Below are 24,530 nucleotides of genomic sequence, written 5' to 3'. Positions count from 1 at the left end.
ATCTCCGTTTCCGCGGGGCTGGGAAACCCGCGATGTCCAAGGTAGGAAGGTGCGGGCGAAGGAACCGTTCAGAAATGGTCAAGAAACGGTCAAGACAGCGGCCGGTCCGGTCCGGCCGTGGCGGGCAGGACGAGCGTGAATGTGGTTCCTCCTCCGGGCCCGGGGCTTGTGACGGTGAGCGAACCCCGGTGCGCTCGGGCCAGGCTGCGGGAGATGGTGAGGCCGATGCCGGAGCCGCCGGCGTCCCAGGCTCGGGACGTGTCGGTGCGGTAGAACCTGTCGAATACCTGGTCGCGTTGATCGGCCGTCAGTCCGTCCCCCGTGTCCGTGACCGTGATCCGGGTCTCGGCGCGCACCGTCTGCGCGTCGACCGCGACGCGCCCCCCGGCGGGGGTATGTCGCAGCGCGTTCTCGAGGAGGTTGCCGAGTATCTGGCCAACGCGTTGGGTGTCGGCGACGACGATGCCGCCGTCGGCCGTGCCCGCGAGTTCCACATCCTTCGCCGTGTAGCGGGGCCGGAACGTGGCGACCGCCTGCTCGACGAGCAGCGCTACGGGCACGGGATGCCGGTCGAGCTCGAACCGGCCTTCCTCGGCGCGGGAGACGTCGTTGAGGTCGTTGGCGATCCGCTGCAGCCGTGCCGCTTGTTGGGCCAACAGTTCGTGGCCCTCGCGGTCCCAGGGGACGAGTCCGTCACCGATGGCCTCGAGTTCGGCGGTCAGGGTCGACAGTGGTGTGCGCAGTTCGTGGGCGACGTCGGACAGCAGTCTTCTTCGGCTCTCTTCGGTTGCGTCGAGCCGCTGCGCCATGCCGTTGAAGGCTTCCGCGACGGCGTCGAATTCGGGACTTCCCGTGCCCACCGGCACCCTCGCGACGTAATCGCCGGACTCCAGACGTCTGGCTGCCGAGTTCAGTTCGTCGAGGGGCCGCCGGAGCCGTCGTGTCTCCCACCAGGCGAGCAGCGTCGCCAGACCGAGCGCGACGACGAGTCCCGCGCCCAGCGAGCGGACGCCCGCATCGAGGAACGCCTGTTCGACGTGCGCCATCTCGGCCGAGCCGCCGGTATGGCCGAGTTCCAGCAGGTGCTCGTGGAAGAGCGGCGGGCCGACGACGAGCGCGACGATCCCCGCAGACAGCACACTGGCGGCGACGACCAGCGCGAACGCTAGGAAGGTTCGCGTTCCCCACGCGATGCCGCGACGCTCCGCGGCGGCCATCAGCCCTGTCCCATCCGGTAGCCCACACCACGCACGGTGAGGATGAAGCGCGGCTCGGCCGGGGGATCGTCGAGCTTCTTGCGGAGGTTGGCGACGTGGACATCGACGACGTGCTCGTCGCCCACCCAGCCCGGTCCCCACACCTCGTCGATGATCTGGCGACGGCTGAGCGCGAGGTTGGGGCTGGCGGACAGCGCGTCGAGGATGTCGAACTCTGTGCGCGTGAGGACGACCGGTTCGTCGCCCAGCCACGCATCACGGCCGCCGGCGTCGATGCGCAGCAGCCCGACCTCGCGCGCGGCGTGCACCGCGGGGGGATGCGTCCGGCGACGGGGACGGCGCAACATCGCCTGCACCCGCGCGACCAGTTCCCGCGGGCTGAAGGGTTTGGTGATGTAGTCGTCGGCGCCAACGGACAGGCCGATCACTTTGTCCATCTCATCCACGCGCGCGGTCAGCATAATGATGTAGCAGTCGGAGAAGGTCCTGATCCGGCGACAGACCTCGACGCCGTCCATGCCGGGCAGCCCGAGGTCGAGGATCACCACCTCCGGGTCCAGTTCCTCGGCGAGGCGCACCCCGTCGGGCCCGGCGTAGGCCTCGGCCGTCTGGAACTGCGCCTGTCGGAGGTAGGACGCGACGATGCCCGCCAGGGGGCGTTCGTCGTCGATGATCAGGGCCTTCGCCGGTGCGGTGTCTGTCATGCGGCCAGTATTGCCGCACGTCGTAGTCGTACCGGACACTGGTGGTGCGGTAGCGGAATTCTTGGCCGAATCTTGACCGGTGTTGGATCTCGTCTGAACACAAGGGCGAGAGTCTGGCAACGTGAACGAGACCCTCCAGACTGCCCTCGTCGGCAGCCCGACGACGACCCGACCACGGATGACCCTGGTCACCGCGCCCGCCTGCCACTTCTGTGAGGACGCCCACGAACGACTCGGCGTACTTGAGAGCCGCGGCCTCCTCACCCTCACGCTCGTCGCGGCGGAGTCCTCCGACGGGCAGGCGCTCATCGGGAAACACCGCCCTGGCATGTTCCCCCTCATGATTTTGGACGGCAACTACTTCCACGACGGGCGGCTGCCGCGCGGCAAGCTGGCCCGACTCGTCCAGCAGTTGGAAGCCTCCTGATATGGGTGCCGACCTGCTGAGCGCCGGTGGCGTGCTCGCGGCTTTCCTCGCTGGCGGCGTGGCGTTGTTCGCGCCGTGCTGCATCGTGTTCCTTGCCCCCAGCTACCTTGCGGCCGCCGCCAAGAACCGTCGCTGGCGGCTGCTGCCGCTGACGTTCGTGTTTGCCGCGGGTCTCGCGCTCGTCCTCGTCCCGATCACGATGGGCGTGAGCTTGATCGCCGGCGCGATCGCGAAGTACCACGTCGTTCTCTACTGGGCCGGCGGACTTCTGATGATCGGGCTCGGGCTGCTGGCGCTGTCGGGGGCGATGTGGTCCATGCCGTCGTTCCTCAGGGCGCCGGACACCGCGCGTAACGACACCGCAACGTTCTTCAGCCTCGGCGTGTTCTCGGGTATCGCGTCGAGTTGCTGCGCGCCGGTGCTCGTCGGCGTGATGACGCTGTCCGCGCTCTCCGGCTCCGCGATCGGCGGTCTCGTCCTCGGCCTCGCCTACGTCTTCGGCATGGTCATCCCGCTGTTCGTGATGGCGCTGCTGTGGGACAAGCGGCCCGAGGGGATGCGCGGAGCCCTCCGGGCCAGACCCGTCCGGTTCCGACTTGGCCGCTTCACCCTCGCGACGAACACCGTCAACCTGCTCGTCGCCGTCGGCTTCGTCATCATGGGCATCGCGGTCATCGCGCAGGCCGGCGCGACCGAGATGACCGGTGCCGACGCCCCGCTCGTCGGCATGGGCGCCTGGCTGGGCGAGGTCTTCGCCTGGCTGCTCGTCGTTACTGCCCCGATCCCCGAATTCGTACTCGGCATCGCCCTGCTCGCCATGGTCGCGGTCTTCGTCCTGGTGACGCTCCGGGACAAGACTCCTGGCCCCAAGGCGGTCACTTCCACTGGTGAAGGTGGCAACGAATGCTGCAGCACCGACTCCGATGGCCACCACACCGAGGTGCCCGCCGGCACCGCGACCCCGAAAGAACCGAAATGACGCAGACGAAACATCGCCCAGATGGCCTCTCCGCACGGGCGCGCGTGCGCGCTGAGCAGCAACAGGACCAGGTGCGGGCCAAACGCAACCGGACGATCCGACGCGCCCTTGGCGCACTGGTGCTCGTGGTGATCCTCGGTGTCACCGGCTATGGACTCTGGTCCGCGCGACCCGTGGAAAACGCCACCGACGTGGTGGCACCGGACTTCACCCTCCCAACAACCGACGGCCAAACCGTCAGCCTGAGCGCATTGCGGGGTGGGCCGGTCATCCTCTACTTCAACGAAGGCGCCGGCTGCGCGTCGTGCACCGCGCAGATGCGGGAAATCGAGAAGTTTGCCGGGATCGAAGAGGCCGGCATCACGGTGCTGCCGATCGTCATGAATACCGCCGAACAGATCCGCCCGGATCTGGAGTACTTCGGCGTCACCACACCGTATCTGCTCGACGACGGCACCGTCTCGGCTGCCTATGACGTGCTCGGTAAGGGCATGCACGAGGGTCTACCGGGACACGGGTTCGTCCTCATCGATCCGGAAGGAGTGCAGCGTTGGTCGGGCGATTATCCGTCGATGTGGCTCGAGCCGAGTGCGCTCCTGGATGAGGCGGAGCGGCGTCTCAACCTCCTCAAATGAAGACACCTATCGTTGCACGGAGACCGCCAGCAAAGCGTCGAGAGGCCGGTCCCGCCTCAACCTCGCCCTGGTCTCGCGCTCACAGACGCACCAGAGGCCCTGTGCGGCCACCGACAGGAGAATCATTGGGGCAGCGACGCGGTCAGGCCGCCGCGCTCAGCCCTCTGGACATCTCCGTTGTGCTGGCTCCTCGTACCCCGGCACGGGGCGAGCGGCGGCCTCCTCGACGGTGGCGGCGATGCCGTTCTCCTCGATGTCCTTGATCAGCCAGTCCATCTCGAAGATCTCGCGACGTTGCGCCTCGCTGATCTCGACGGCGAGCTCGCAGACCCGGGCATCTTCGATCCCGGCCCGCTCCGACCGTGTGATCGCGAGCGAGTGGTGGGGAATCATGCCGCGCATGAAGGCCTGGTCGTCGACTGTCATCTGACTGCGGTCGAGGATGGCACCGCCTCCGAGCAGCAGCAGGCTCACCACCACGATGATGATGTTCGCCTTGGCGTTCTTGTACATGTTGAGCATCCAGGCGAGCATGACCAACCCCATCGCGCCGCCCATGGTGAGTGCCATGAAGATGCGGCTCTGGCTGAACCTGATGTGGCTCCACTCCCACGAGCCGACGAACATGGTGAAGTACATCACCACCATGCCGGTCAGGATCATGGCCCCGAACCGGAGATACATCTTCTTCTCGTGGTGGGATTTCGAATCGTGGTTGACGTCGTTGTTCTGTCGTTCGTCGCGTTTGGGGGACATGCTGAGCGATCCTTCCCGTCGTCTCGCTCAGCACTCTAGACCTGGAAAGGTTCGGTCGGGATCCTGCCGCTAAGTGGCGGCCCGGTGGGGGAGCATCCCAGTTGCTAGTCCGTCGAACTGAGGGGGGAGGCCAAGGCGTCCGGGCGATGTGTCAGGGGTGCTCTCGGAGCGGTGATTGCTGAACCCCTTCCGTTTGACGGTTCAGTGGCGGTGGCGGGAGCCGGGCATGCGATGCATGAACAGCATCATGCCCATGCAGACCAGGCCCACGATCAGGGTGCCGCCGCCCGCACCGCGGGTCAGTGACCACAGGCCCAGTGCCACCAAGGGGAGGCACATCAGGAGCATGTGCCAGTGGTGCCCGCGGTGGCGCGATGGGGATTGGCCGGGCTCGGCGTCGCTGCCGGTCGGATGAGGATGCTGACCGGCGGTGTCGGTGTGCGGGTAGCCATGGTGTGTCATGGGGTGGGTCCTTTCATGGAAGGTTCAGGGGTAGAATCGCAGTTGCGCTCCGGTGCGCACTCGAGGACTTCGTCGGGCGGGAGGGGGCTGCGCAGGGTGCCTCATTGTGAGTTCGAAGCCCACGTTCCCCAGCCGCGCGCGCAGCTCTGAACCGGTCGCGGCGTCAGCCGGCGTGACGGTAAGGAGTGATTCGCCGGATGGGATGAGACTCATCTTGACGCGCCGGATGCCGGGCAAGGCCCGGACGGCCTCGAGCGCACTTACCAGGCAGCGGTTGCAGGTGAGTCCGCGTACCCCGTAGGTGGTCTGGTTCCTGTTCGTCATGTCCACACTCCAACTCGTCTGCTAGTTCCCATGATCAACCGGCGGTGTTGAGACTTGGTATGGCTGGGATCAAGTTCGCGACAAGACTGGCGCTCGCTGCGCCTGCTGGCTCGTTCTCCCTTCCCGCCGCGCCTGCCCACTTGGCGGGTCGGCCGCGTTGTGCCCCTCCGTTGGGGGTGAGCCGGTGCCGTCGGCAGCCGGTGCAGCGTTCGGGCACGGCGGGACGGGCGATACGGGGTGTTCCGGGAGTGTTGTTACCGCGTCACAGCGACGAGACGCGGCCGGCCGTCCTCCCTAACATCGGTCGACGTGGTGGAGTCGGTCACCACCCAGTCCATGGTTGAAGGATCCGCTTCGGCGCGGACCGCCGTGGTGGTGGGGGTTCCGGGAGGCGAGGCGCCTTCAGAGGGCGCTGTGCGGCTCGGTGGTGGTGGGGTGTGGTGGTCGTAGGGTGATCCACATCGCCGCCAGCACGGCGAGGAGCCCGAGCGCGGTCCACCCGCGCGGGCGTTCACCGAGCAGGGCGGCGGCCAGGACGATGCCCAGGATGGGGGTGAGGAAGGTCCAAGTGGTCAGGGTGTCCAGGCGGCTGTGGCGGGCCTCGGCGAACCACGCCACCGTGGTCGCCGCGGTGCCCACCAGCGCGAGGAACGCCAGCGACAGGACGAAGCGGGGGGTCCAGGCGATCACCGGTGCGCCCTCCGCGGCCGCTGCCAACACCACCAGCCCGGCTCCGCCGATCAGTAGGTGCCACGCGGTTGCCGTGACCAGGTCCAGCCCGGCCAGGCGGCGGGACAGCAGGGTGCCGGCGGTCACGGCCGCCGCCGAGAGCAGCGATAAGGTCGCGCCGCTACCCCCGCCGCCGGGTACCGCGACCAGGACGAGTCCGGCGAAGCCGACGACGAGGGCGGCCGTCGTCCGGGTGGAGAGCCGCTCGCCGTAGAGCCGCCAGGCCGGTAGGAGGATCAGGAGGGGCTGGGCGTTGGCGAGCACCGCGGCGGTGCCGGTCGCGCCACCAGCGACCCCGGCGAACATGGTGGCGAAGGCGAGGGTGACGTTGACCAGCCCGAGGACCGTGACCAGGCCCCAGGCACGTGCGCCGCGCGGGGGCCGGCGGTGCTGGATGGAGCCCAGGGCCAGCAGGGCGAGGCCGGCCACGAGGGCACGCAGTGCGGCGTACCACAGCAGCGGGGCGTCGCGCAGCCCCCATTCGATCACGACGAAGCACGCCCCCCAGGCGGCGGTGATCCACAGCATCCGCAACGGCTTCGGTCCCCGGGCCACCGCTCCGGCCGGCGCAGCGGTGGTGCCAACAGGGACGTCCACGCCAACCCCGTCAGCGGGTCCCGGCCGGGACCGGTATGATCGGCTCTTGGACCGCGCGCTGGGGCGCGCCCGGGGTTTGTTGCGCGGGCAACCTGAGCCGCTTGAGCAGCAGGGCGTTGAGCGTGACTATGACCGTGGAACCCGACATCGTCAGGGCCGCGATCTCCGGACGCAGCATTAGGCCGAAGGCGGGGTAGAACACCCCTGCAGCGATGGGCAGCGCGATGGCGTTGTACCCGATCGCCCAGGCCAGGTTCTGGCGTTCCTTCCGTACGGTGCCCTTGCCGATGCGCAGCGCGATGGGGACGTCCAAAGGATCGGAGCGCATCAGGACGAGGTCGGCGGTCTCGATCGCCACATCCGTGCCGGCTCCGATCGCGATGCCGATGTCGGCCTTGGCCAGCGCCGGGGCATCGTTGACGCCGTCACCCACCATCGCCACCGACTTCCCTGCCTGCTGGAGCTCGGCGATCTTGTCGGCCTTGTCCCCGGGCAGGACCTCAGCGATGACGGTGTCGATGCCGAGCTGCTCGGCGATGCGCAGTGCGGTGGCCTCGTTGTCGCCGGTGAGCATGACGACTTCGATCCCGGTCTCGTGCAGGGCCGCGACGGCCGCGGCGGCTGTGTCTCGAGCCGCGTCGGCCAGCGCGATGACACCCACCGCGCGCCCGCCCACCGCCGCCAGCACCGCGGTGCGCCCGGACGCGGCCAACTCGTTCCGCCGCTCGGCCAGGTGCCCCAGGTCGACGTTCTCCGCGATCATGAGGCGCAGGTTTCCCACCAGGACTCGGCGCCCGTCAACCGTGGCCGTGGCACCGTGGCCCGGGACGTTGAGAAACTCGCTTGCGGCCAGTTCGGGCACGCCGCGCTCGGCGGCGTAGTTGTCGATCGCACGGGCGAGTGGGTGTTCAGACTCGCGTTCGACGGCGGCGACGAGGGCCAGCATCTCCTGCTCGCTCATGCCGGCGGTGATGATTTCGGTGACCTCCGGCTCGCCCTTGGTCAGGGTGCCGGTCTTGTCCATCACCACCGTGTCGATCCTCGCCGTGCCCTCCAGCGCGGTGGCGTTCTTGAACAGCACCCCCCGCTTGGCGCCGAGCCCTGTGCCGACCATGATCGCCATCGGTGTGGCCAGCCCCAGCGCGTCGGGGCAGGTGACCACCACGACGGTGATCGCGAACAGCATCGCGACAGGGACCCCGGCCCCGGCGAGCATCCACACGGTGAAGGTCACGGTGCCGCCGATGAGGGCGACGAACACCAACCAGAACGCGGCCCGGTCGGCGAGGCGTTGCCCGGGGGCCTTGGAGTTCTGTGCCTCTTGGACCATCTTCACGATCTGCGCTAGCGCAGTGTCCGCGCCGACCTTCGTGGCCCGTGCCCGCAAGGTGCCTGTGGTGTTGATCGAGGCGCCGATCACCTCCGCTCCGGGCGCCTTCTCGACCGGCATGGACTCTCCGGTCACCATCGACTCATCGACCTCGGACTCGCCCTCCTCCACGACTGCGTCGGTGGGGATCTTCGAGCCTGGCCGTACCAGCAGCAGATCGCCGACGACGACCTCGGCGGTGGGGACCTCCACGGGTTGGCCGTCACGAATCACCACGGCTTGGGAGGGGGCCAGCTGCAGCAGCGTGCGCACTGCGTCGTTCGCGCCGCCCCGGGCTCGCATCTCCAGCCAGTGCCCCAGCAGCACGAACGTCGTCAACACGGTGGCCGCCTCGTAGAAGACCTCACCACCGCCAGTGAGGGTGACCACCAGGCTGTAGAGCCAACCGGCCCCCACGGCGACCGCTACCAGGACCATCATGTCCAACGTCCTGGCCCGTAGCGCCCGGAAGGCGCCGTCGAAGAAGATCCACGCCGAGTAGAACACCACCGGCAGCGACAGGATCAAGGTGAAGACGTCGTCGCGCAGCCCGAACGCCAGCGGCGGGTTCAACCCCAGCACGTCACGCCCGAGCGGGGACCAGATAGTGATGGGGATCGCCAGGATCAAGGCAACCAAGAACCGGTTGCGCATGTCCCTGGCCATGTCCTCCATCGAGCCGCCACCATGGTGCCCGCCGTGGCCCATCACCGCCTGCGCGGAGCGGTCAACCTCATCCGCACCGCCACCGGGACCGGTGTGGCGGGCGTGGTCGTCATCATGCCCCGGCGGGCCTGGATGCGTGTCGGCCTGCCGTGCGTGGGCACCGTGCCCGGCGTGGCCGTCGGTCGGGGCGGGTTCGGCCATCGGGTGGCACATGTGCTCGGGCACCGACTGCCCAGTGCAGTGGTAGCCGCAGTCGTTGACCCAGCCGACCAGCTGGGCCACCGAGGTCGCGTCCGGGTCGTAGGTGACGGTCGCTGTCTGGGAGGCGGCGCTGGCCTCGACGGCCAGCACGCCGGGCAGTCCGCGTAACGCCTTCTCGATCACCGATTCGGAGGTGGCCCAGTGCAGGCCGCCGACCTCCAGGACCGTGGTCTGATTCTTCATGATCGGTCTTCCGTTCCAGTTTCGTGGCCAATAGTCGTGCGTCGACGGGTCGGCGATGCCTGCTCCCAGACTGGGGCGGGAAGGAACTCCCGGCGCATCCCCAGTGCGTCGTCTGTCATTTCGATCGAGGTGGCGCCCTCGGTAACGGTGCCGGCCAGCGCGCGGATGGCGTCGATGGTCTCGGGGACGACGATGGCCTCGTTGAAGACCTGGTAGGTCAGGAAGGCTTCATCCCCCTCGACCGTCAGGACGTCTTCCCACATGGCGACCTCCCACATGTCCCCGCGGGGCCGGCCGATGTCGCGCATGAGCTCGACGGTGGTGTTCAGGGCTGTGAGGCCGTCGGCCAAGCGGATGAACGCGATTCTGGGGGCCGCACGCAGGGCATCAAGGACCTCCCCGCGGCTGGCGGGCCGGGTCAGCTGGAGGGTCCAGTAATGGTTGTGGGTCTGGGTGTGCGCCGCCTTCGCGGCCATGGTGACCACGTCCAGGTCGGGCAGCACTGTGCGGGCGTCCGGGCCCTGGTGGGACGGGATGGCGCCCTCGGGGACCATGGTGTTCATGATGCCGCCCTGATGGGACTCGCCCGGGTCGGTGGCCCGACGGATGAGCACCCCTCGGGCGCGGGCGAGGAGGTCTGCGTCCCGCAACGCGCCGAGGACGCGCACGATGCTGGTGGTGTTGCACGACACCACCCGCGTGGTGTCCCGGCCGAGTGCGGTGGCGTAGTTGGCTTGGGCGACGAAGGAGTGCCCGGTGGTCGCGTGGGACTCCCCACCCTGAAAGACCGCCTTGACCCCAGCCGTGCGGTAGATCGGCACGTTGGTGGCGGCGATCTTCTTCGGGGTGGTATCAACGACCACGTCCACCCGTTCGAGCAGATCGGACAGGGTGCCCGCCAGGGGCACACCGGCCGGCTGCATCGCGGTGCGCGCATCTTCGTTGGCGGCGAACACGTCGAGTCCGAGCCCTACGGCAGTGCGCACGTGCCAGTCCGTGGCGACGTCGGCCACCCCGACGAGGACCATGTCCGGCATGGCCCGGACGGCGTCCGCGACCCTCTTTCCGATCACTCCGTAGCCGTTGACGGCAACCTTTATCTCCATATCAGTCTCCAGTGCTTGTTTCGTATCGTGTGTTTCTCTGAATCTGTGGCGCTCGTCGGTCGGTTCGATCGGCGGGTTGCTCCGCGTGCTCTTCTTTGGGCTCTCCGCCTGCCGCCGAGGACTGGGGCGAAGCGGAGGGTGGCGGTCTCCTCAGCTGCGCAGGAGGCGCCCGATCGCTGCGGACGCCTCCTGGACTTTGGCGTCTTGCAGCTCTTGGTCGCCGGACTCGACCGCCTCGGCGAGGCAGTGCTGCAGGTGGTTCTGGATGAGTACCAGTGCCAGCGACCGTAGCGCGCTGGAGGCGGCCGAGATCTGCGTGAGGGTCTGTATGCAGTACGTATCCTGATCGACCATGCGGGAGATGCCACGGATCTGGCCCTCGATCCGGCTGAGCCGGTTGATGAGCGCGTTCTTGTCGTCGGTGCTGGCCATGTCGATCGATCCCATCTCCCGCATGCTCTGCGCTCGGCTAGTGGTCGTGGTGGCCGGAGTGCGGGCCGTGGGGGGCCGTTTCGGGTTCCGGGTGTCCGTAGCGGTGGGGGTCCGCGTCGAACGTCGCTGCGCAGTGCGTGGAGCAGAAGTAGAACGTGTTGCCGTCGTGCTCGCGGGTGGCGGCGGCCTTCGCGGGCTGTACCTTCATCCCGCAGACGGGGTCGATGTGGGTGGGGGTCTTCTTCTTGCCGAACATGGTGGTGTCCTTTTCTGTGGTGGTGGTGGTGGCGGATACGGTGCCGCCGATTTCCACGACGGGCGTCGTGGCGTGCCCGGTCGGGCCGGGCTCCGGGATGGGGCGGGGCGTCCAGCCTCGCAGGCGGTTGGCGTTGGCGACGACGGAAAGGGACGAGAGCGCCATGGCGCCGGCGGCGATCATCGGGCTGAGCAGGATCCCGAAGAACGGGTACAGCAGGCCGGCCGCGATGGGGATGCCGAGGGTGTTGTAGAGGAACGCGAACACGAGGTTCTGTTTGATGTTGCGCATCGTGGCGCGGGACAGGTCCACCGCCGTGACGACACCCGAGAGGGCGCCGGAGATGAGGGTGATGTCGGAGGATTCGATGGCCACGTCAGTGCCGGTGCCGATCGCGGAGCCGACGTCGGCTTGCGCCAGTGCGGGGGCGTCGTTGATGCCGTCGCCGACCATGCCCACGACCTTGCCCTCCTCCTGGAGGCGGCGGACCTCGGCGGCCTTGTGTTCGGGCATCACCTCGGCGACGACGCGGCGGATCCCGACCTGGGCGGCGATCGCGGCCGCCGTGGCCCTGTTGTCGCCGGTCATCATGATCACTTCGATGCCGCGGGCTTGGAGGGCCGCGACCGCGGCGGGGGATCCTTCCTTGATGGTGTCGGCGACGGCTACCACCCCGGCGGCGCGGCCGTCGACCGCGACCAGCATCGGGGTCTTGCCGTCGGCGGCGAGCGCGTCGTGCAGGGGGAGCAGTGCCTCGTCGATCACTCCGCCTGCGGCGAGCAACCGGCGGTTGCCGACGAGGATGTCGTGTCCGTCGACCCGGCCGCGCACGCCTTGCCCGGTGATCGAGTCGAAGTCGTCGGTGTCGAGCACCGTGATGCCGCGCTCGACGGCGCCGGCGACGATCGCTGCGGCGAGTGGGTGCTCGGAGCTCTTCTCCACGGCGGCGACCCAGCCGAGCAGCTGGTTTTCGTCGTGGCCACCGGCAGCGGCGACGTCGGTGAGGATGGGAATGCCCTTGGTGATGGTGCCGGTCTTGTCGAGGATGATGGCGTCGAGCTTGTGCGCGGTTTCAAGTGCCTCGGCGGATCGGATCAGGATGCCGTGCTCGGCGCCCTTGCCGGTGCCGACAGTGATCGACATCGGAGTTGCCAGGCCGAGCGCGCAGGGGCAGGCGATGATCAGCACCGAGACCGCGGCGACGAGCGCGAACACGAACGCGGGCGGGGGGCCGACCAGGAGCCAGATCGCCAGCGTCCAGACGGCGATGATGATGACGACGGGGACGAAGTAGCTGGAGACCTTGTCCACCAGCCGCTGGATGGGGGCCTTCGAACCCTGTGCCTCGCGGACCAGCTTGATGATCTGGGCGAGCATCGTGTCGGCCCCGACGCGGGTGGCCTGGTAGCGCAGCGCGCCGGTGGAGTTGATCGTCGCGCCGATCACCGGATCGCCCACGGTCTTGGTCACCGGGATCGACTCCCCGGTCACCATGGACTCGTCGACGGCCGACGTCCCGGAGATCACCTCGCCGTCGACGGGGATCTTCTCGCCGGGCCGAATGAGCACCACATCGCCGACCTCAACCTCCTCGATCGGGATCTCCACCTCAGTGCCGAGGCGCAGGACCCGGGCGGTGCGCGGCTGGAGACCGATGAGCTTGCGGATCGCCTCGCCCGTGCCCGCCTTCGCCTTCGTCTCCAGCAGGCGGCCCAGCAGGATGAGGGTGATGATCACGCCGACGGCCTCGTAGTACACCTGCTGCAACTCCGGAGGGAGGATCTGCGGCGCGAACGTCACCACCAGGCTGTAGCCGAATGCCGCCACCGTGCCGAGTGTGATCAGCGAGTTCATGTCGGCGGTGCGGTGCGACAGCGCCCGCCACCCGACGCGGTGGATCGGCCAACCGGACCACAACATCACCGGCGCGATCAGCGCCAGCTGCAGCCAAGGGTTCATCAGGAACTCCGGAACCCAGGTCACTCCGAACAGTTCGACACCCATCACCGCGACGAGGACGGGTAGAGTGAGCAACGCGCCGATGGAGACGCGCCGGGTCAAATCCCGGATCTCGGCGGCCCGCTCCGACTCCTCATCGTCATCGTCGGCGACGAGCGGCGACGCGTTCGCCACGGTGCCCGGCGTGGCCGCTTCCGATGCCGCTGCGTCGGGCTGTGCGAGGGCAGGTGGAGTCTCCGGCACAGCACCGGCGACCCGGATGAGGCCCGAGACCATGTTCATCCCACAGGCGAACCGGTATTCGCCGGCAGCCTCCGGGGTAAACTCCACCGCCGTGGTCCGGAATGCCGGCAGGCTAGCGTTGATCTTGAAGTCGGGCATCACCACCCGCGATGTGCACTCACCCCCCTCCTTGCGGTCGAACAGGATCCGCACCGGCATGCCGGGACGGACCCCCTCGATCACGCCGGGACTGTAGCCACCATCGACGGTGACCTCCACCACCTGCACCCCGTCCTCGACGCGCACGCTCCCAGCCTTCTTGGGACCGAAGAAGAACCACACAAGCAATGCAGTCAGCACTACCGCGCCGACCAGAACAACCCAAACCATCACGCCACCTCACTCGAGAATCCATACCCTAGGGGGGTACGGGTATGGACCGAGACTATGGCTGGAGTATGCGAATCGCAACGGCATCCGATCAAGGTTCGATCAAGATCCGTGCACTGGGTCCGGAGGGTTCAGGCCGCGCAGGTCGATCTTGACGGAATCTTTGCCGATTCCGGGCAGGCGCTTGACGCCGGTCGGACAGCGTGGAGTCGATGGCGCAGCTGTGCGCCCTCGTGATTCGACGACGGGAGTCGACTGTGTGGCCTGAGCTGTTTTCGGTGTTCGGTGTGGGGGTCCAGTCCTATGGACTCAGCAAGGCGCTCGCGCTCCTGGTGGGCGCGTACCTTCTGGGCCGTTCTTTCCAGCGGGTCGGCTACGACAAAGAGGTGGGCCACTCGATCGCGCTGTGGGCCACTCTCTGGGGCTTCGTCGGCGCCAAGGTGTACTTCCTCATCGCCAATTTCCAGCACCTGTCCTGGCACATGCTCGGCGGTTCCGGCTTCGTCTGGTACGGCGGCCTGATCGGCGGGACGATCGCGGTGGTCGTCATGACCCGGCGACACCAGCTGTCGCTGCCGAAGGTCGCCGGGGCGATGGCGGCACCGTTGTCGGCGGCCTACGGCATCGGCCGGATCGGCTGTTTCCTTGCGGGCGACGGCACCTACGGCAAACCTACGGACCTCCCGTGGGGGATGGCCTTCCCCAACGGCGCGGTCCCGGTCGACGTCCCGGTCCACCCCGCCCAGCTGTATGAGGCGGTCGGGGCGTTCTTGATCGCGGGCATCTTGTGGGCGTTGGGACGCCGCGTCGGCCCGCTCACCGTGTTCGGCGCCTACCTCGTCCTGAGTGGAGCGGCGAGGCTTATTGTCGAGATCGTCCGGATCAACAACCCCATCCTGCTTGGCCTCACCGAGGCGCAAGTGTTCGGCATCGTCAGCATCCTCGTCGGCACCGCTTTGATCGTTCGGGAGGCCAGGCACGGGCACACCCCACCGCACGAGGAGCCGGCGCAGGCCGCGCCCGACGAGCCTGTCGTCGCCGCGTCCACGACACCCCGGGCTTGACGCGCCGCCGATCCTTGACGGAAGCCGGGTCGAGGCTTCACCGAATCTATACCTGCCGGCGGGAAAGTGGTCGTGGTGGCTCTTGTGCCGCCGCCCGACAAAAGGAGACCCCACATGACCCCCACGAAGAGGATCGCCGCCCTCGTCGCAGCGGCTGCCGCACTGCTCGCCGTGACCGCTGTGCCGGCGGGCGCCGGGGAGCCCAGCGGGCGCCACTTCGCCGAGCACGTCCGGATGCACGCCTCCGAGACGGGCTTCAGCGGCACCCACAACCCTGGCGTCATGCATCAGGGGTTCGCGGGCTGGGACGCCCACCACAACAGCTAGGACACACCCATGATGGTCGAAACCGCCGTGGAAGTGATGGCTCCGGCTGAGCCCGCAGGTGGTGGCGCGCGCAGTCTCCTCGGCACGATCTGGGCCGGAGCCCGCGCCACCGTCGGCGCGCTCATGGGGCTCGCTCCCCACGTGTTGCACCACGTCGGGTTCCTGGCCGGTGCAGCGATCCTGACGGGGTTCCTGGGCAACGCGGTGTTGTACGTGGCGGGGTTGCTGTTGAGCATTCCCCTCCTCCGCCGCATCCACCGACGCTTCGCCACCTGGAAGGCGCCCGCGATCGGTGTCGTGATCTTCTCGACGTTGTTCCTCTTCTCCACGCTCGTCCTCGGCCCCCTGTTCAACCCTGACCCCGGGAGCGGGGATGAGCCTGACGCCCCGGCACCTGCAGCGACGCCAGCAGAGGAGGAACACGACGGTCACCACGAGTGATCAGCCCTTCGGGCACTCCAACACAAGCGAACCGCACCCCCGGCGAATGGCTGGGGGTGCGGTCCACGTTGCCCGAGCTAACGCGCGATCGGGGATCCGTCAGTGCTCGTCGTGGCCGCCTCCGGTCGCGGTAGCGTATTCCGGCACGCTGATCTCGACGGTGCCCGGCCCGGGGGCCGGCGGCAGCGGGCTGTAGCTGATCCCGTTGGGCTTGTCGCCCACGGTCACCGTCGCCATGGTGGCCTTCGCGGTGAGGTCGATGACCGAGACCGTGTCGTCGTAGAGGTTGGTGACCCAGGCTCGCTGCCCCGTGGGCTCGATGACGACACCGTGCGGCCCGGACCCGGCTTGCACGGTGGACTCGACGGTCATGGACTCGGGGTCGATCTCGGTCACGGTGGTGCCGGGAGTGTCGTCGGTACCTTGGTCCGCCGAGAGCAGCCGCGTCCCGTCGGCAGTGAGGTAAAGCTGCACCGGGGGGCCGGGACCGCAACCGATCCGATGACCTGTTGTTCCGCGAGGTCGACCTTCACCACCGAGCTGGACCCGATGAGGGTCACGTAGACATATCTTCCGTCGGCGCTGACCGCCACCTGAGGTGGCGAGTCGCCCACGGGGATACTGGCGGCCACCGCGTTCGTAGCAGTATCGACGACGTCGATCGCGCCGGCCGTGGTGTTGGCGACGACCACGGTTGACCCGTCGGGACTGGCCCGCAGCCCGTGCGGGCCGGCGCTCAGGTCGATGGTGGCACGCAACTCGAGCGAGTCCGCCTCGTAGACGCTCATTGTGTCGTCGCCGGCGTTGGTGACATACACAGTCTCGCCGTCCGGTGTGACGATCACGTGTGCGGGACTCGTGCCGGTGGGTGCCGTCCCCCGCAGTTCGTAGGTCTCCGCATCCAGGGCCACGAGTGCGTTGTTGTGTCCGCTGATGGCCCAAACGGTGCTGCCATCGGGGCTCACCTGCACGTTGTGCGGGCTCTCGATTCCTGTCACGGTCGTGACGACCTCGCCGGTGGCGGCGTCCAGCGCGCTGAGCGAGTCCCCGTCCTCGTTGGCGACCCATACGGTGCCGTCGACGGACGCGATCTCCGGCGTCGACCCCGAGGCGGTTGCATCCTCAGTCGCCACGGTTGCGCCATCGTCTGTCGCCGCTCGCCCCGGTGTTGTCGTGCCGGGGTTCGGGTCGGTGCCCTCGCCTTGGCCGCAGGCGCTCAACGCCAGGGCCACAGTGGCGAGGACGGTGAGGGTCGCTGGTCTGCGCCAGCTCCGTTTGGTGGTGCGAATCACTGACTTTCTCCTTGTTCTTCGTGAAAACTCCCGCGATCACTGTGCGCGCACCGGATCTGGCCCGGGTGCGGATTCGGTGAAGATCCCGTCAAGATCCTGGCATGTCCCTACCCACGGAACCTTGACCGTTCCTGAACATTCCAGGCTTGGATCAGGACGATACCCAGGGGAGTATTGACTCATGACCGCTTTGAACCGCCGCCACCTGCTCCTCGGCGCCACGGGTATCGCCGGGGCGGGACTCCTGTCCGCCTGCACGAGCCCCTCGAACAAGCCCGGCACTCCAGCGCCCGGCTCCGGTGCCTCTCGCTCGTACCCGGCCCCTTCGCTCGCTCCGGCGCCGGGGCGTTCCGTCGTACAGCAGACGTTGGCGCCGCGGCCGGTCACGCTCGACCTCGGCGGCCTGACGGCGAAGACTTGGGCGTACGACGATTCGAGCATGGGTGTGCTGCGCGGCACGGCTGGAGACCTGTTCAGGATCACGGTCGACAACCAGTTGCCCGCATCGACCAGCGTGCACTGGCACGGCGTCCGGCTGCACCACGCCGCCGACGGTGTGCCGGGGGTGACGCAGGACCCCATCGAGCCCGGCACGAGCTTCACCTACGAGTTCGTGGCACCGGACCCCGGGACCTTCTTCTTCCATTCGCACTCCGGCGTTCAACTCGACCGTGCCCTGTATGCACCCCTGATCATCGACGACCCCGACGAACCGGGGGCCTATGACGACGAGTGGATCGTGGTCCTCGACGATTGGACCGACGGCGTGGGCCGGGGCCCGGACGAGATCTTCGAGGAGTTCGCCGCGGAGAACGGCGCGGTCTCGATGGGCATGGGCCACGGGAACATGCGCGACATGGGGCACGGGGCATCCTCGCCCCTGGGGGATGCCGGGGACGTGGAATACCCGCACTACCTCATCAACGGACGCGTACCTGAAGCCCCCGCAACCTTCGAAGCCAAGCCGGGACAGCGCATCCGCATCAGGATCATCAACGCCGCCTCGGACACCATCTTCAAGCTGGCGTTGGGGGGCCACACCATGACCGTCACACACTCCGACGGATTCCCCGTCGAACCCGTCGATACCGCAGCCCTGTACATCGCAATGGGAGAGCGCTACGACGTGACGGTCACCCTGCGCGACGGGACCTTCCCGCTCGCGGCACGGCCCGAGGGCAAGACCGGGACCGCCCGCGCAGTCGTTCGGACGGCCTCGGGCGACGCGCCCTCGACGGATGCCCCGGTCCCGGAGCTCGACGGCGACGCCCTGCTCGGTACGCAACTACGCGCCGCAGCGCAGGCGCGCCTGCCCGACGGCGAGCCCGACGACACCTTCGATGTGGAACTCAACGGTCAGATGGACCCCTACGGTTGGGGCATCAACGGCCGCAAGTTCGGCGACCACGAACCACTCGAGGTGAGCCCCGACCGGCGCGTCCGGATGCGAATGACCAACATGACCATGATGGCCCACCCCATGCACATCCACGGCCACACCTGGGGACTCCCGGGCAGCGGAGGCCTCCGCAAAGACACCGTGCTCCTGACCCCCATGCAGGCCATCGAACTCGACCTCATCACCGACAACCCCGGCGAGTGGATGCTGCACTGCCACAACATCTACCACGCGGAAGTCGGGATGATGACGACGATGCGCTACGCCTGACGATCGATCAACCGCGCATCTCCGCGGCCCGTAGTAGGCAGGAAAGCTGAATCAGAAGCCCGTGAGCGTAGGAGCTCGCGCAGAGGAATCAGCCGCCACTGGGGAGCCGGGCTTGATGCCCACGTGACTGGAGCAGAGAATCGATCATGGCAGCACCCGACTTGTCTCGCTCAAGCTCGGGTACTTGGTACAGGTTAGCCATTGCCGCCGTTGTGTGACCAAAGCGGCGTTGCACCTCACGGTCAGTCATGCCTGCTTGCTTTGCGAGAGTGGCAGCGGTTGCCCGGAGATTGTGCAGGGTGAGCGTCGGACGGCCGATCTGCCTGGCAGCGCGCCGGTGCGCTGCTGCCAGCACCGTCTCGTTCATGATCTTGCCTGTACGGCGGGCCGGGAAGAGCAGCTCGTCGGGTGCGAAATTGTGGTTCTGGACCCAAGGCCGGAGGTAGTCCAGCACTGCGGCGGGTAGGTAGATGACGCGCTTCCCAGCCGGAGTCTTGGTGTCTGTGTAGTCGCGCTTGTACTCGCCCTCGGCCACCTGTTCCCGTCGGATGGCCCCGGCGACTCGGATGAAGCCCTGTTCCACGTCGAGATCGCGCCGACGCAGGCCACGTACCTCCCCAGATCGGAGGCCACCCAGGACGGCCACTGCCAGGGCTGGGCGGTAATATTCCTCCACCGCTTCGAGGTACGGCCCAATATCGCTTGCGCTGAGCGCCTCAGCTGCCCCCTTGGCTCGTGGTTTGCCGGCTCCGACGATGCGGCACGGGTTGGCCGCGATCAGCTCGTCGTTGACGGCGTCGTTCATGAGGTGCTTGAGGAGATCGTAGGCCTTCCCGTTCATGGTCGGTGTGTCCGGGAGAGCCTCGTGCCACTTGCGCACGATCGCGGCAGTGACGAGTGTGAGGGGTGTGTCCCCGAGCCAGCCGTCGATCCGGAGACGCAGGCACCGTCGGTAATCCTCGACGGTGCTGCCGACGATGGGCGACCTCGATCGGGTGGACCATGCCGCGATGCGCTGCTCGGCCCACTCGCCCACGGTGAGCGCTGCAGAGTCCTGTCGGCGCTGACGTACCTCCGGCGGTGTCCAGCCGTCTTGATCGATGAGTCGCTGCTCGGACGCCTGCCAATACCTCGCGTCCTGCAGGTGGGTGAAGGTCTTGGAATACCGCTTCCCGTCGGGGCCGAGGTAGCGAACCCGGTAGTTCCCGCTCGGAAGGAGCAGGATTCCGGGCGGAAGTCTGCGGGGTGCACGCGCCATGTTCGGGCTCCCTCCCCCGGTTCTCCGGGTCCAATCCGTGTCCAATCTGGGGCCAATCGGTACCCATTATGGCCTATTTCGTGACCAATTTGGGGCCACAGAGTGGTGCACGGTGGCGGAGGGTGGCGCAGCTTGGCGGAGTCGGAATCCCGCCTCACTACGTGTTTTGCATCCGTTTTGGCTTGTGCCAGGCGGTTCTCGAGTTGTGGAGCATAGGGGACTCGAACCCCTAACTTCCACCTTGCAAAGGTGGCACTCTACCAATTGAGTTAATGCCCCGAAGTGCGCGTGGCAAGTATAGGGGCACTTCCGGCCGACAACCAAAGCTGCGACGGGCGGGGCCACCGGCTGGTGGAGAGGCCACCCCACCCCGGCCACGCCGGATCCAGATCTGAGGTGGCGGACGGCCCCAAATCTAGATTTGGGGCCACCTAGATTTGAGGCCACCCCGGCCTCAGGAGCCAGGACTCAGGGGAGAAGCGTCAGACGATGTCCTCGGCCTTCTCCCGCTCCGCGGATGCTGCCTCGTCGGTGCTCTGCTCTTCCGCAGCGAGCTCCGCCGCGATCCGCGCCCGGTAGTTCGCTTTCTCGGCCTCGGTCTTCTCGGCGTCCCAGCCCAGAGCTGCAGCCGCGACCTCGGCGACCTCGTCGACGGCCGCGCCACCGCGGTCACGCGCCTCGGAGTTGAGCCGCACCCGGGCGATGAAGATGTCCTCCAGGTGCAGGGCGCCCTCGACGGTGCAGGCGCGGTGCACCTCGGCGCGCAAGAACTGCGGTGCCGCCGCGAGGGGCTCACCCAAGGTGGGGTCGTCGTCGATGGTGGCCAGGAGTTCCGGCAGTTCAGAGCCGTAGCGCGACAAGAGGTGCTGCATCCGGTCCGCGTCGAACCCGTACTTGGCGCCCAGGCGACCCGCCTGGTTGCGCACGGCGTCGAGACCGTCGGCACCCAGCAGCGGCAGGTCGAACGTCACCGACCGACGTGTCTTGGCGTCGGACTCCCCCAGCGCGAAGTCCACGGCGTCCTCAGCCATCACGCGGTAGGTGGTCAACTTGCCGCCGGCGATGGCGACCATGCCCGGGATGACCTCGGTGACGGTGTGTTCGCGGGAGACCTTCGTCGACTTCGACTCGTCCAGCACCTTCGGCTGCAGCAACGGCCGGAGGCCGGCGTAGGTGCCGATGATGTCGTCGCGGGTCAGCGGGCGGGCCAACACCTCATTGGCGTGGGCCAGCACGTAGTCGATGTCGGCCGAGGTCGGCACCGGGTGCTTCAACTGCTCGTGCCAGGCGGTGTCGGTGGTGCCGATCACCCAGTATTGCTGCCACGGGATGATGAACAGCACAGACTTCTCGGTGCGCAGGAACATGCCGGCCTTCGCCTTGATCCGCTCACGCGGGATCACGATGTGGATGCCCTTGGACGCCAGCACCTTCAGGCCGCCGGTGCCTCCGGCCATGTCCTGGGTCTCTTCGGTCCACACGCCGGTGGCGTTGATGATGCGCTTGGCCTTGATGGTCAGCTCGTCGCCGTTCTCCAGGTCCACCGCCTTCACACCGCTGGCGTGGCCGCGGTCATCCTTGAGGATGTCGGTGACCCGGACGCGGCTTGCAGCCTCGGCGCCGAACTTGGCGGCGGTACGGATCAGCGTGATGACCAGGCGCGCGTCGTCGACTCGAGCGTCATAGAACTCGATGGCGCCGGTGAGCGCCGACGGCTTGATGTCGGGGAAGTGGCGCATGGCGCCCTTCTTGGAGAGGTGCTTCTGCAGCGGCACGGTCTTCTTGAACCCGGCACCGATGACGGCCAGCGCGTCATACATCCCCACGCCGACGGCGGAGTAGGCCCGCTCGATCACCGGCGTCTTCAACGGCCACAGGAACGGCTGGGCCTCGACGAGGTGCGGAGCGATCACCGTCAACAGTCGGCCGCGCTCCTTCAGCGCCTCCGCCACCAGCTTGAAGTCCAGGTTGTAGAGGTAGCGCAGTCCGCCGTGCACCAACCGCGACGACCGCGATGACGTGCCCGAGGCCCAGTCCTGTCCCTCGATGACGGCGGTGCGCAGGCCTCGCGCGGCTGCGTCCAGCGCGATACCTGCACCCGTCACACCGCCGCCGATCACAAGGACGTCGAAGGTTTCTGACGACATGGCCGACAACGAGGCGGCACGCTGTTGGAGGGTCAAGACGGTCATGAGGGGCTCCTTTGCTCCTGCCCAGCTTCACCCCGCTGCACGATGTTTGCAACATCCGTGCACGTTTGTGCACGCAACGCCCTAGGATGAGGGAGGGGTTGCACCACTGACGTCGGCAAACCCCGCTGAGAAGGGGGAATGCATGGCGGAGGCAACAACCGAGACATTGCTCAAGGTGGCCCAGATGTACTACGTCCAATCAGAGACGATGGACGCCATCGCCCACCTGATGGGCGTGTCACGCTCCACCGTCTCACGGCTCCTGAAGGAGGCCCGCGACCGTGGCCTGGTTCGCATCTCCATCACGGATCCCAACCGCCCGCTGAGCCGGATCGCAGACCTGTTCCGCAAGCACTTCAACGTCGACGCCCACCTGGTGCAGGTCCGTCCCGGGGCGAGCAACATCTTCCGCCTCGACCAGGTCGCCCGGCTGGCCGCCAGCGTCGTCAGCGATGCGGTGACCAACGGCGACATCGTCGGCGTGGCCTGGGGCACCACCACCTCGGCCATCGCGGCCCACCTGAAGCCCCGCGAAGTGAGCGGCGTCACCGTGATCGGGCTCAACGGCGGCGCCAACTCTCAGACCACCGGGCTGCCTTACGTCGGCAACATCCTCCACCGCTTCGCCAACGCGTTCCGTGGGCAGGAGCAACTCATGGCCCTCCCAGCGTTCTTCGACGACCCGCGCACCCGTGAGGCGATGTGGCGGGAGCGCTCCACCCGCCACATCCTCGCCGTCCGCGCCGAGTGCAACGTCGCGCTTTTCGGCGTCGGCGGCCTCGACGCTGAACTGCAGAGCCACGTCTACGCCTCCAACTACCTCAGCCGGGAGGACCTCGACTCCCTAGTGCGCGACGGGGTGGTCGGCGACATCTGCACCGTCATGCTGCGTGAGGACGGGTCCTACCGTGACCTGGAGATCAACCGTCGCGCCACCGGCATGACCCCCGTTGAACTGCAGCGCATTCCCCGTCGGATCTGTGTCGTCAGTGGCCTGGCGAAGGCGGCCCCCGTGCTGGGGGCGTTGCGCGCCGGCGTGGCCACGGACCTGGTGATCGATGAGGACACCGCCCGGGCCGTACTGCACAGGATGAACCCCTCGCTCAGGCTGACATGAACAGGACATGAGCGGTTTGAAACCCTCCGCTTTTCTTCTGCATGCCACGACGGCGTTACCCTGTGCAGCATGTCCGATTTCATCCTCACCGACGTGACCGATGGCATCGCCCGCATCACCCTGAACCGTCCGAAGGCGATCAACGCCCTGACGGCCGACATGATGACGGCGATGTACGAGGCGCTCACGCAGTGGCACCACGACGACGACGTGACCGCCGTCGAGATCGCCGGGGCCGGCGAACGCGGCTTCTGCGCCGGCGCTGACGTGCGCGCACTGTCCACCGTCGTGGCCGAGGGCGGGTCCTTCCTGACCTTCCTCGAGACCGAGTACGCCCTCGATATGCTCATCGCGAACTACCCCAAGCCGGTGACCAGCTTCATGCGCGGCATCACCATGGGTGGCGGGCTCGGCCTCGGCGGTCACGCGGACCGTCGCATCGTCTACGCGGACACGGTCATGGCCATGCCGGAAACCAAGATCGGCTTCTTCCCCGACGTCGGCATGATGCTGCACCTGGCGCGCGCACGGGCGGTGGGTCGCCACGTCGCTCTCACAGCCGCCACGTTCACCGGCGGCGACGCTCTCCTGCTGAACCTGGCCGACGAATCGGCCGACGGCCCGCTGCCCGCCCCGTTGTTCGACGCCGCGTGGATCCAGGAGTGCTACGAATCCGACGATCCGGTGGAGATCGCGCGCATGCTGGAGTCGCATCCAGACGAGGCCGCCCAGCAGGCCGCACGTGAACTGCGCGCCCGCTCCCCCTTCGCCGTGCACGTGGCCATGCGGGCGCTGCTCCGCGCCGAGCGGCTCGGGCTGAGCGAGGTCCTCGACCAGGATCTCCGTCTGGCCGAGTCGGTGCTCACCGTCGACTTCGTCGAGGGTGTCCGTGCGCTGCTGATCGACAAGGACAACAACCCGCAGTGGCGCTGGAAGACTCTCGAAGAGGTGCCCCAGGAGGCGGTCGACGACGTCTTCGCGTACCGCTCCAGCTGGAACTACTGACCCTCTGACAAAGAAACGGCCCGTCGCGTGACGGGCCGTTTCTCTCGCATTTTTCGGTCAGGGGCGCGGCCTGCGGAGGGCCATGGCGACATTGACGAGCACGATGCCCGTCCACACGAGCAGCATGCCGAGGAAGCCCGACATGGATCCTGAGATTGCAGTCAGCGGAATGGCCATGACAAGCGACACGATGCCCACGGCGATCCGTCCGCTCTGACCTGCCCTGGCAGCTTCGGCCTCCTGCCGGCTGGCCACCATCTCCGCTTGGAAGCGCCGCTCCACGGTGGCCTCGATCTTGCGGGCCAGCGAATCCACGAGGGCCGGCTCGATGTCGGCCCCCATCTCCTTGCGGACCCCGAGCGCGGCGTGCAGGTCTTCGCGAGACAGTTCTTCAGACATGCTCCGACCCTAGTCCTGCGGCGACAGGCTGGGTATAGGGCGCAACCCTTACCGCGCCCTTATCCCAGGGGGCATCGCAACGCCCCTGAACG

General features: G+C 67.6%; 23 protein-coding genes and 1 tRNA gene. 9 read left to right on the top strand and 15 right to left on the bottom strand.

Features of this window, described 5'->3' with window-relative positions:
• Positions 1–89: 89 nt before the first annotated feature.
• Together C3E87_RS08670 and C3E87_RS08665 are read right to left on the bottom strand one after the other, a co-directional pair.
• On the bottom strand, positions 90–1,217 hold the full coding sequence (locus tag C3E87_RS08670; protein WP_076061715.1) for a cell wall metabolism sensor histidine kinase WalK: 1,128 nt from the start codon (positions 1,215–1,217) through the stop codon (positions 90–92).
• Positions 1,217–1,921 carry a response regulator transcription factor gene (locus tag C3E87_RS08665; protein ID WP_076061713.1) on the bottom strand — a complete coding sequence of 235 codons (705 nt, stop codon included), beginning with the start codon at positions 1,919–1,921 and terminating at the stop codon, positions 1,217–1,219. Before C3E87_RS08665 ends, C3E87_RS08670 begins: the two co-directional genes overlap by 1 nt.
• A gap of 121 nt (positions 1,922–2,042) precedes the next feature.
• On the opposite strand from C3E87_RS08665, the gene C3E87_RS08660 reads away from it, so the two are divergent.
• The 3 genes from C3E87_RS08660 to C3E87_RS08650 are packed head-to-tail and all read left to right on the top strand — an operon-like array spanning position 2,043 to position 3,962.
• Positions 2,043–2,348: a glutaredoxin gene (locus tag C3E87_RS08660; protein ID WP_198928259.1), complete on the top strand. Its 306-nt coding sequence runs from the start codon at positions 2,043–2,045 to the stop codon at positions 2,346–2,348.
• Position 2,349: 1 nt separating this feature from the next.
• On the top strand, positions 2,350–3,327 hold the full coding sequence (locus C3E87_RS08655; protein WP_076061711.1) for a cytochrome c biogenesis CcdA family protein: 978 nt from the start codon (positions 2,350–2,352) through the stop codon (positions 3,325–3,327).
• On the top strand, positions 3,324–3,962 hold the full coding sequence (locus C3E87_RS08650; protein WP_076061709.1) for a peroxiredoxin: 639 nt from the start codon (positions 3,324–3,326) through the stop codon (positions 3,960–3,962). The genes C3E87_RS08655 and C3E87_RS08650 overlap by 4 nt, the downstream gene beginning before the upstream one ends.
• A 156-nt stretch (positions 3,963–4,118) precedes the next feature.
• On the opposite strand, the gene C3E87_RS08645 is transcribed toward C3E87_RS08650, so the two are convergent.
• The 7 genes from C3E87_RS08645 to C3E87_RS08615 all read right to left on the bottom strand — a co-directional run bounded on the left by C3E87_RS08645 (position 4,119) and on the right by C3E87_RS08615 (position 13,674).
• Positions 4,119–4,718, bottom strand: a complete 600-nt coding sequence (locus C3E87_RS08645) for a DUF305 domain-containing protein (RefSeq protein WP_076061707.1) — start codon at positions 4,716–4,718, stop codon at positions 4,119–4,121.
• Between the two features lie 201 nt (positions 4,719–4,919).
• Entirely contained in the window at positions 4,920–5,180 is a 261-nt protein-coding gene (locus tag C3E87_RS08640) for a hypothetical protein (RefSeq protein WP_076061705.1), read from the bottom strand.
• Between the two features lie 726 nt (positions 5,181–5,906).
• A complete protein-coding gene (locus tag C3E87_RS08635) occupies positions 5,907–6,830 on the bottom strand; it encodes a DMT family transporter (protein WP_233120765.1) in 924 nt (307 codons plus the stop codon).
• A gap of 10 nt (positions 6,831–6,840) precedes the next feature.
• Complete coding sequence (locus C3E87_RS08630; RefSeq protein ID WP_076061700.1) at positions 6,841–9,309, bottom strand: cation-translocating P-type ATPase; 2,469 nt, start codon at positions 9,307–9,309, stop codon at positions 6,841–6,843.
• A complete protein-coding gene (locus tag C3E87_RS08625) occupies positions 9,306–10,415 on the bottom strand; it encodes a type II glyceraldehyde-3-phosphate dehydrogenase (RefSeq protein ID WP_076061697.1) in 1,110 nt (369 codons plus the stop codon). Before C3E87_RS08625 ends, C3E87_RS08630 begins: the two co-directional genes overlap by 4 nt.
• Before the next feature lie 150 nt (positions 10,416–10,565).
• Positions 10,566–10,862, bottom strand: a complete 297-nt coding sequence (locus C3E87_RS08620; RefSeq protein WP_233120764.1) for a metal-sensitive transcriptional regulator — start codon at positions 10,860–10,862, stop codon at positions 10,566–10,568.
• Positions 10,863–10,884: 22 nt separating this feature from the next.
• The gene (locus C3E87_RS08615; protein ID WP_076061692.1) at positions 10,885–13,674 is read right to left on the bottom strand and encodes a heavy metal translocating P-type ATPase; all 2,790 of its coding nucleotides are present in this window, start codon (positions 13,672–13,674) and stop codon (positions 10,885–10,887) included.
• Positions 13,675–13,886: 212 nt separating this feature from the next.
• Between C3E87_RS08615 and C3E87_RS08610 the strand changes: the two genes are divergently transcribed.
• From C3E87_RS08610 to C3E87_RS08600, 3 genes are all read left to right on the top strand, one after another.
• Positions 13,887–14,738: a prolipoprotein diacylglyceryl transferase gene (locus tag C3E87_RS08610; protein WP_198928258.1), complete on the top strand. Its 852-nt coding sequence runs from the start codon at positions 13,887–13,889 to the stop codon at positions 14,736–14,738.
• A gap of 114 nt (positions 14,739–14,852) precedes the next feature.
• The gene (locus C3E87_RS08605) at positions 14,853–15,065 is read left to right on the top strand and encodes a hypothetical protein (protein ID WP_076061689.1); all 213 of its coding nucleotides are present in this window, start codon (positions 14,853–14,855) and stop codon (positions 15,063–15,065) included.
• 9 nt (positions 15,066–15,074) lie between these two features.
• On the top strand, positions 15,075–15,506 hold the full coding sequence (locus tag C3E87_RS08600; protein ID WP_076061686.1) for a hypothetical protein: 432 nt from the start codon (positions 15,075–15,077) through the stop codon (positions 15,504–15,506).
• A 99-nt stretch (positions 15,507–15,605) separates the two neighbouring features.
• On the opposite strand, the gene C3E87_RS08595 is transcribed toward C3E87_RS08600, so the two are convergent.
• A complete protein-coding gene (locus tag C3E87_RS08595; protein WP_198928257.1) occupies positions 15,606–15,902 on the bottom strand; it encodes a YncE family protein in 297 nt (98 codons plus the stop codon).
• Positions 15,899–16,798, bottom strand: a complete 900-nt coding sequence (locus tag C3E87_RS08590; protein ID WP_198928256.1) for a beta-propeller fold lactonase family protein — start codon at positions 16,796–16,798, stop codon at positions 15,899–15,901. The genes C3E87_RS08595 and C3E87_RS08590 overlap by 4 nt, the downstream gene beginning before the upstream one ends.
• A 181-nt stretch (positions 16,799–16,979) precedes the next feature.
• Between C3E87_RS08590 and C3E87_RS08585 the strand changes: the two genes are divergently transcribed.
• Entirely contained in the window at positions 16,980–18,467 is a 1,488-nt protein-coding gene (locus C3E87_RS08585) for a multicopper oxidase family protein (RefSeq protein WP_076061683.1), read from the top strand.
• Between the two features lie 88 nt (positions 18,468–18,555).
• Here the strand turns inward: C3E87_RS08585 and xerC are convergent, their stop codons facing one another.
• From xerC to C3E87_RS08570, 3 genes are all read right to left on the bottom strand, one after another.
• Entirely contained in the window at positions 18,556–19,725 is a 1,170-nt protein-coding gene (xerC, locus tag C3E87_RS08580) for a tyrosine recombinase XerC (RefSeq protein ID WP_076061681.1), read from the bottom strand.
• Positions 19,726–19,931: 206 nt separating this feature from the next.
• Positions 19,932–20,004 (bottom strand) — tRNA-Ala (locus tag C3E87_RS08575).
• Positions 20,005–20,207: 203 nt separating this feature from the next.
• A complete protein-coding gene (locus tag C3E87_RS08570; protein WP_076061679.1) occupies positions 20,208–21,917 on the bottom strand; it encodes a glycerol-3-phosphate dehydrogenase/oxidase in 1,710 nt (569 codons plus the stop codon).
• Positions 21,918–22,059: 142 nt separating this feature from the next.
• Here C3E87_RS08570 and C3E87_RS08565 point away from each other — a divergent pair, with 142 nt between their 5' ends.
• The gene (locus C3E87_RS08565; RefSeq protein WP_076061677.1) at positions 22,060–23,034 is read left to right on the top strand and encodes a sugar-binding transcriptional regulator; all 975 of its coding nucleotides are present in this window, start codon (positions 22,060–22,062) and stop codon (positions 23,032–23,034) included.
• Between the two features lie 69 nt (positions 23,035–23,103).
• Positions 23,104–24,039, top strand: a complete 936-nt coding sequence (locus tag C3E87_RS08560) for an enoyl-CoA hydratase/isomerase family protein (RefSeq protein WP_076061675.1) — start codon at positions 23,104–23,106, stop codon at positions 24,037–24,039.
• A 57-nt stretch (positions 24,040–24,096) separates the two neighbouring features.
• Here the strand turns inward: C3E87_RS08560 and C3E87_RS08555 are convergent, their stop codons facing one another.
• On the bottom strand, positions 24,097–24,438 hold the full coding sequence (locus tag C3E87_RS08555; protein WP_076061672.1) for a hypothetical protein: 342 nt from the start codon (positions 24,436–24,438) through the stop codon (positions 24,097–24,099).
• Positions 24,439–24,530 lie beyond the last annotated feature (92 nt).

This window comes from Tessaracoccus sp. ZS01 (genome assembly GCF_022342445.1).
In the GTDB taxonomy this organism is placed as follows: Bacteria; Actinomycetota; Actinomycetes; order Propionibacteriales; family Propionibacteriaceae; genus Arachnia.
This window is presented reverse-complemented; position numbering and strand designations above follow the sequence as displayed.

Coding starts and splice junctions, on each gene's coding strand:
- C3E87_RS08650 (WP_076061709.1), top strand. CDS start 3,324: ATGACGCAGACGAAACATCGCCCAGATGGCCTCTCCGCACGGGCGCGC.
- C3E87_RS08570 (WP_076061679.1), bottom strand. CDS start 21,917: ATGACCGTCTTGACCCTCCAACAGCGTGCCGCCTCGTTGTCGGCCATG.
- C3E87_RS08620 (WP_233120764.1), bottom strand. CDS start 10,862: ATGGGATCGATCGACATGGCCAGCACCGACGACAAGAACGCGCTCATC.
- C3E87_RS08565 (WP_076061677.1), top strand. CDS start 22,060: ATGGCGGAGGCAACAACCGAGACATTGCTCAAGGTGGCCCAGATGTAC.
- C3E87_RS08645 (WP_076061707.1), bottom strand. CDS start 4,718: ATGTCCCCCAAACGCGACGAACGACAGAACAACGACGTCAACCACGAT.
- C3E87_RS08560 (WP_076061675.1), top strand. CDS start 23,104: ATGTCCGATTTCATCCTCACCGACGTGACCGATGGCATCGCCCGCATC.
- C3E87_RS08610 (WP_198928258.1), top strand. CDS start 13,887: ATGGCGCAGCTGTGCGCCCTCGTGATTCGACGACGGGAGTCGACTGTG.
- C3E87_RS08585 (WP_076061683.1), top strand. CDS start 16,980: ATGACCGCTTTGAACCGCCGCCACCTGCTCCTCGGCGCCACGGGTATC.
- C3E87_RS08615 (WP_076061692.1), bottom strand. CDS start 13,674: ATGGTTTGGGTTGTTCTGGTCGGCGCGGTAGTGCTGACTGCATTGCTT.
- C3E87_RS08600 (WP_076061686.1), top strand. CDS start 15,075: ATGATGGTCGAAACCGCCGTGGAAGTGATGGCTCCGGCTGAGCCCGCA.
- xerC (WP_076061681.1), bottom strand. CDS start 19,725: ATGGCGCGTGCACCCCGCAGACTTCCGCCCGGAATCCTGCTCCTTCCG.
- C3E87_RS08605 (WP_076061689.1), top strand. CDS start 14,853: ATGACCCCCACGAAGAGGATCGCCGCCCTCGTCGCAGCGGCTGCCGCA.
- C3E87_RS08625 (WP_076061697.1), bottom strand. CDS start 10,415: ATGGAGATAAAGGTTGCCGTCAACGGCTACGGAGTGATCGGAAAGAGG.
- C3E87_RS08655 (WP_076061711.1), top strand. CDS start 2,350: ATGGGTGCCGACCTGCTGAGCGCCGGTGGCGTGCTCGCGGCTTTCCTC.
- C3E87_RS08630 (WP_076061700.1), bottom strand. CDS start 9,309: ATGAAGAATCAGACCACGGTCCTGGAGGTCGGCGGCCTGCACTGGGCC.
- C3E87_RS08670 (WP_076061715.1), bottom strand. CDS start 1,217: ATGGCCGCCGCGGAGCGTCGCGGCATCGCGTGGGGAACGCGAACCTTC.
- C3E87_RS08555 (WP_076061672.1), bottom strand. CDS start 24,438: ATGTCTGAAGAACTGTCTCGCGAAGACCTGCACGCCGCGCTCGGGGTC.
- C3E87_RS08665 (WP_076061713.1), bottom strand. CDS start 1,921: ATGACAGACACCGCACCGGCGAAGGCCCTGATCATCGACGACGAACGC.
- C3E87_RS08640 (WP_076061705.1), bottom strand. CDS start 5,180: ATGACACACCATGGCTACCCGCACACCGACACCGCCGGTCAGCATCCT.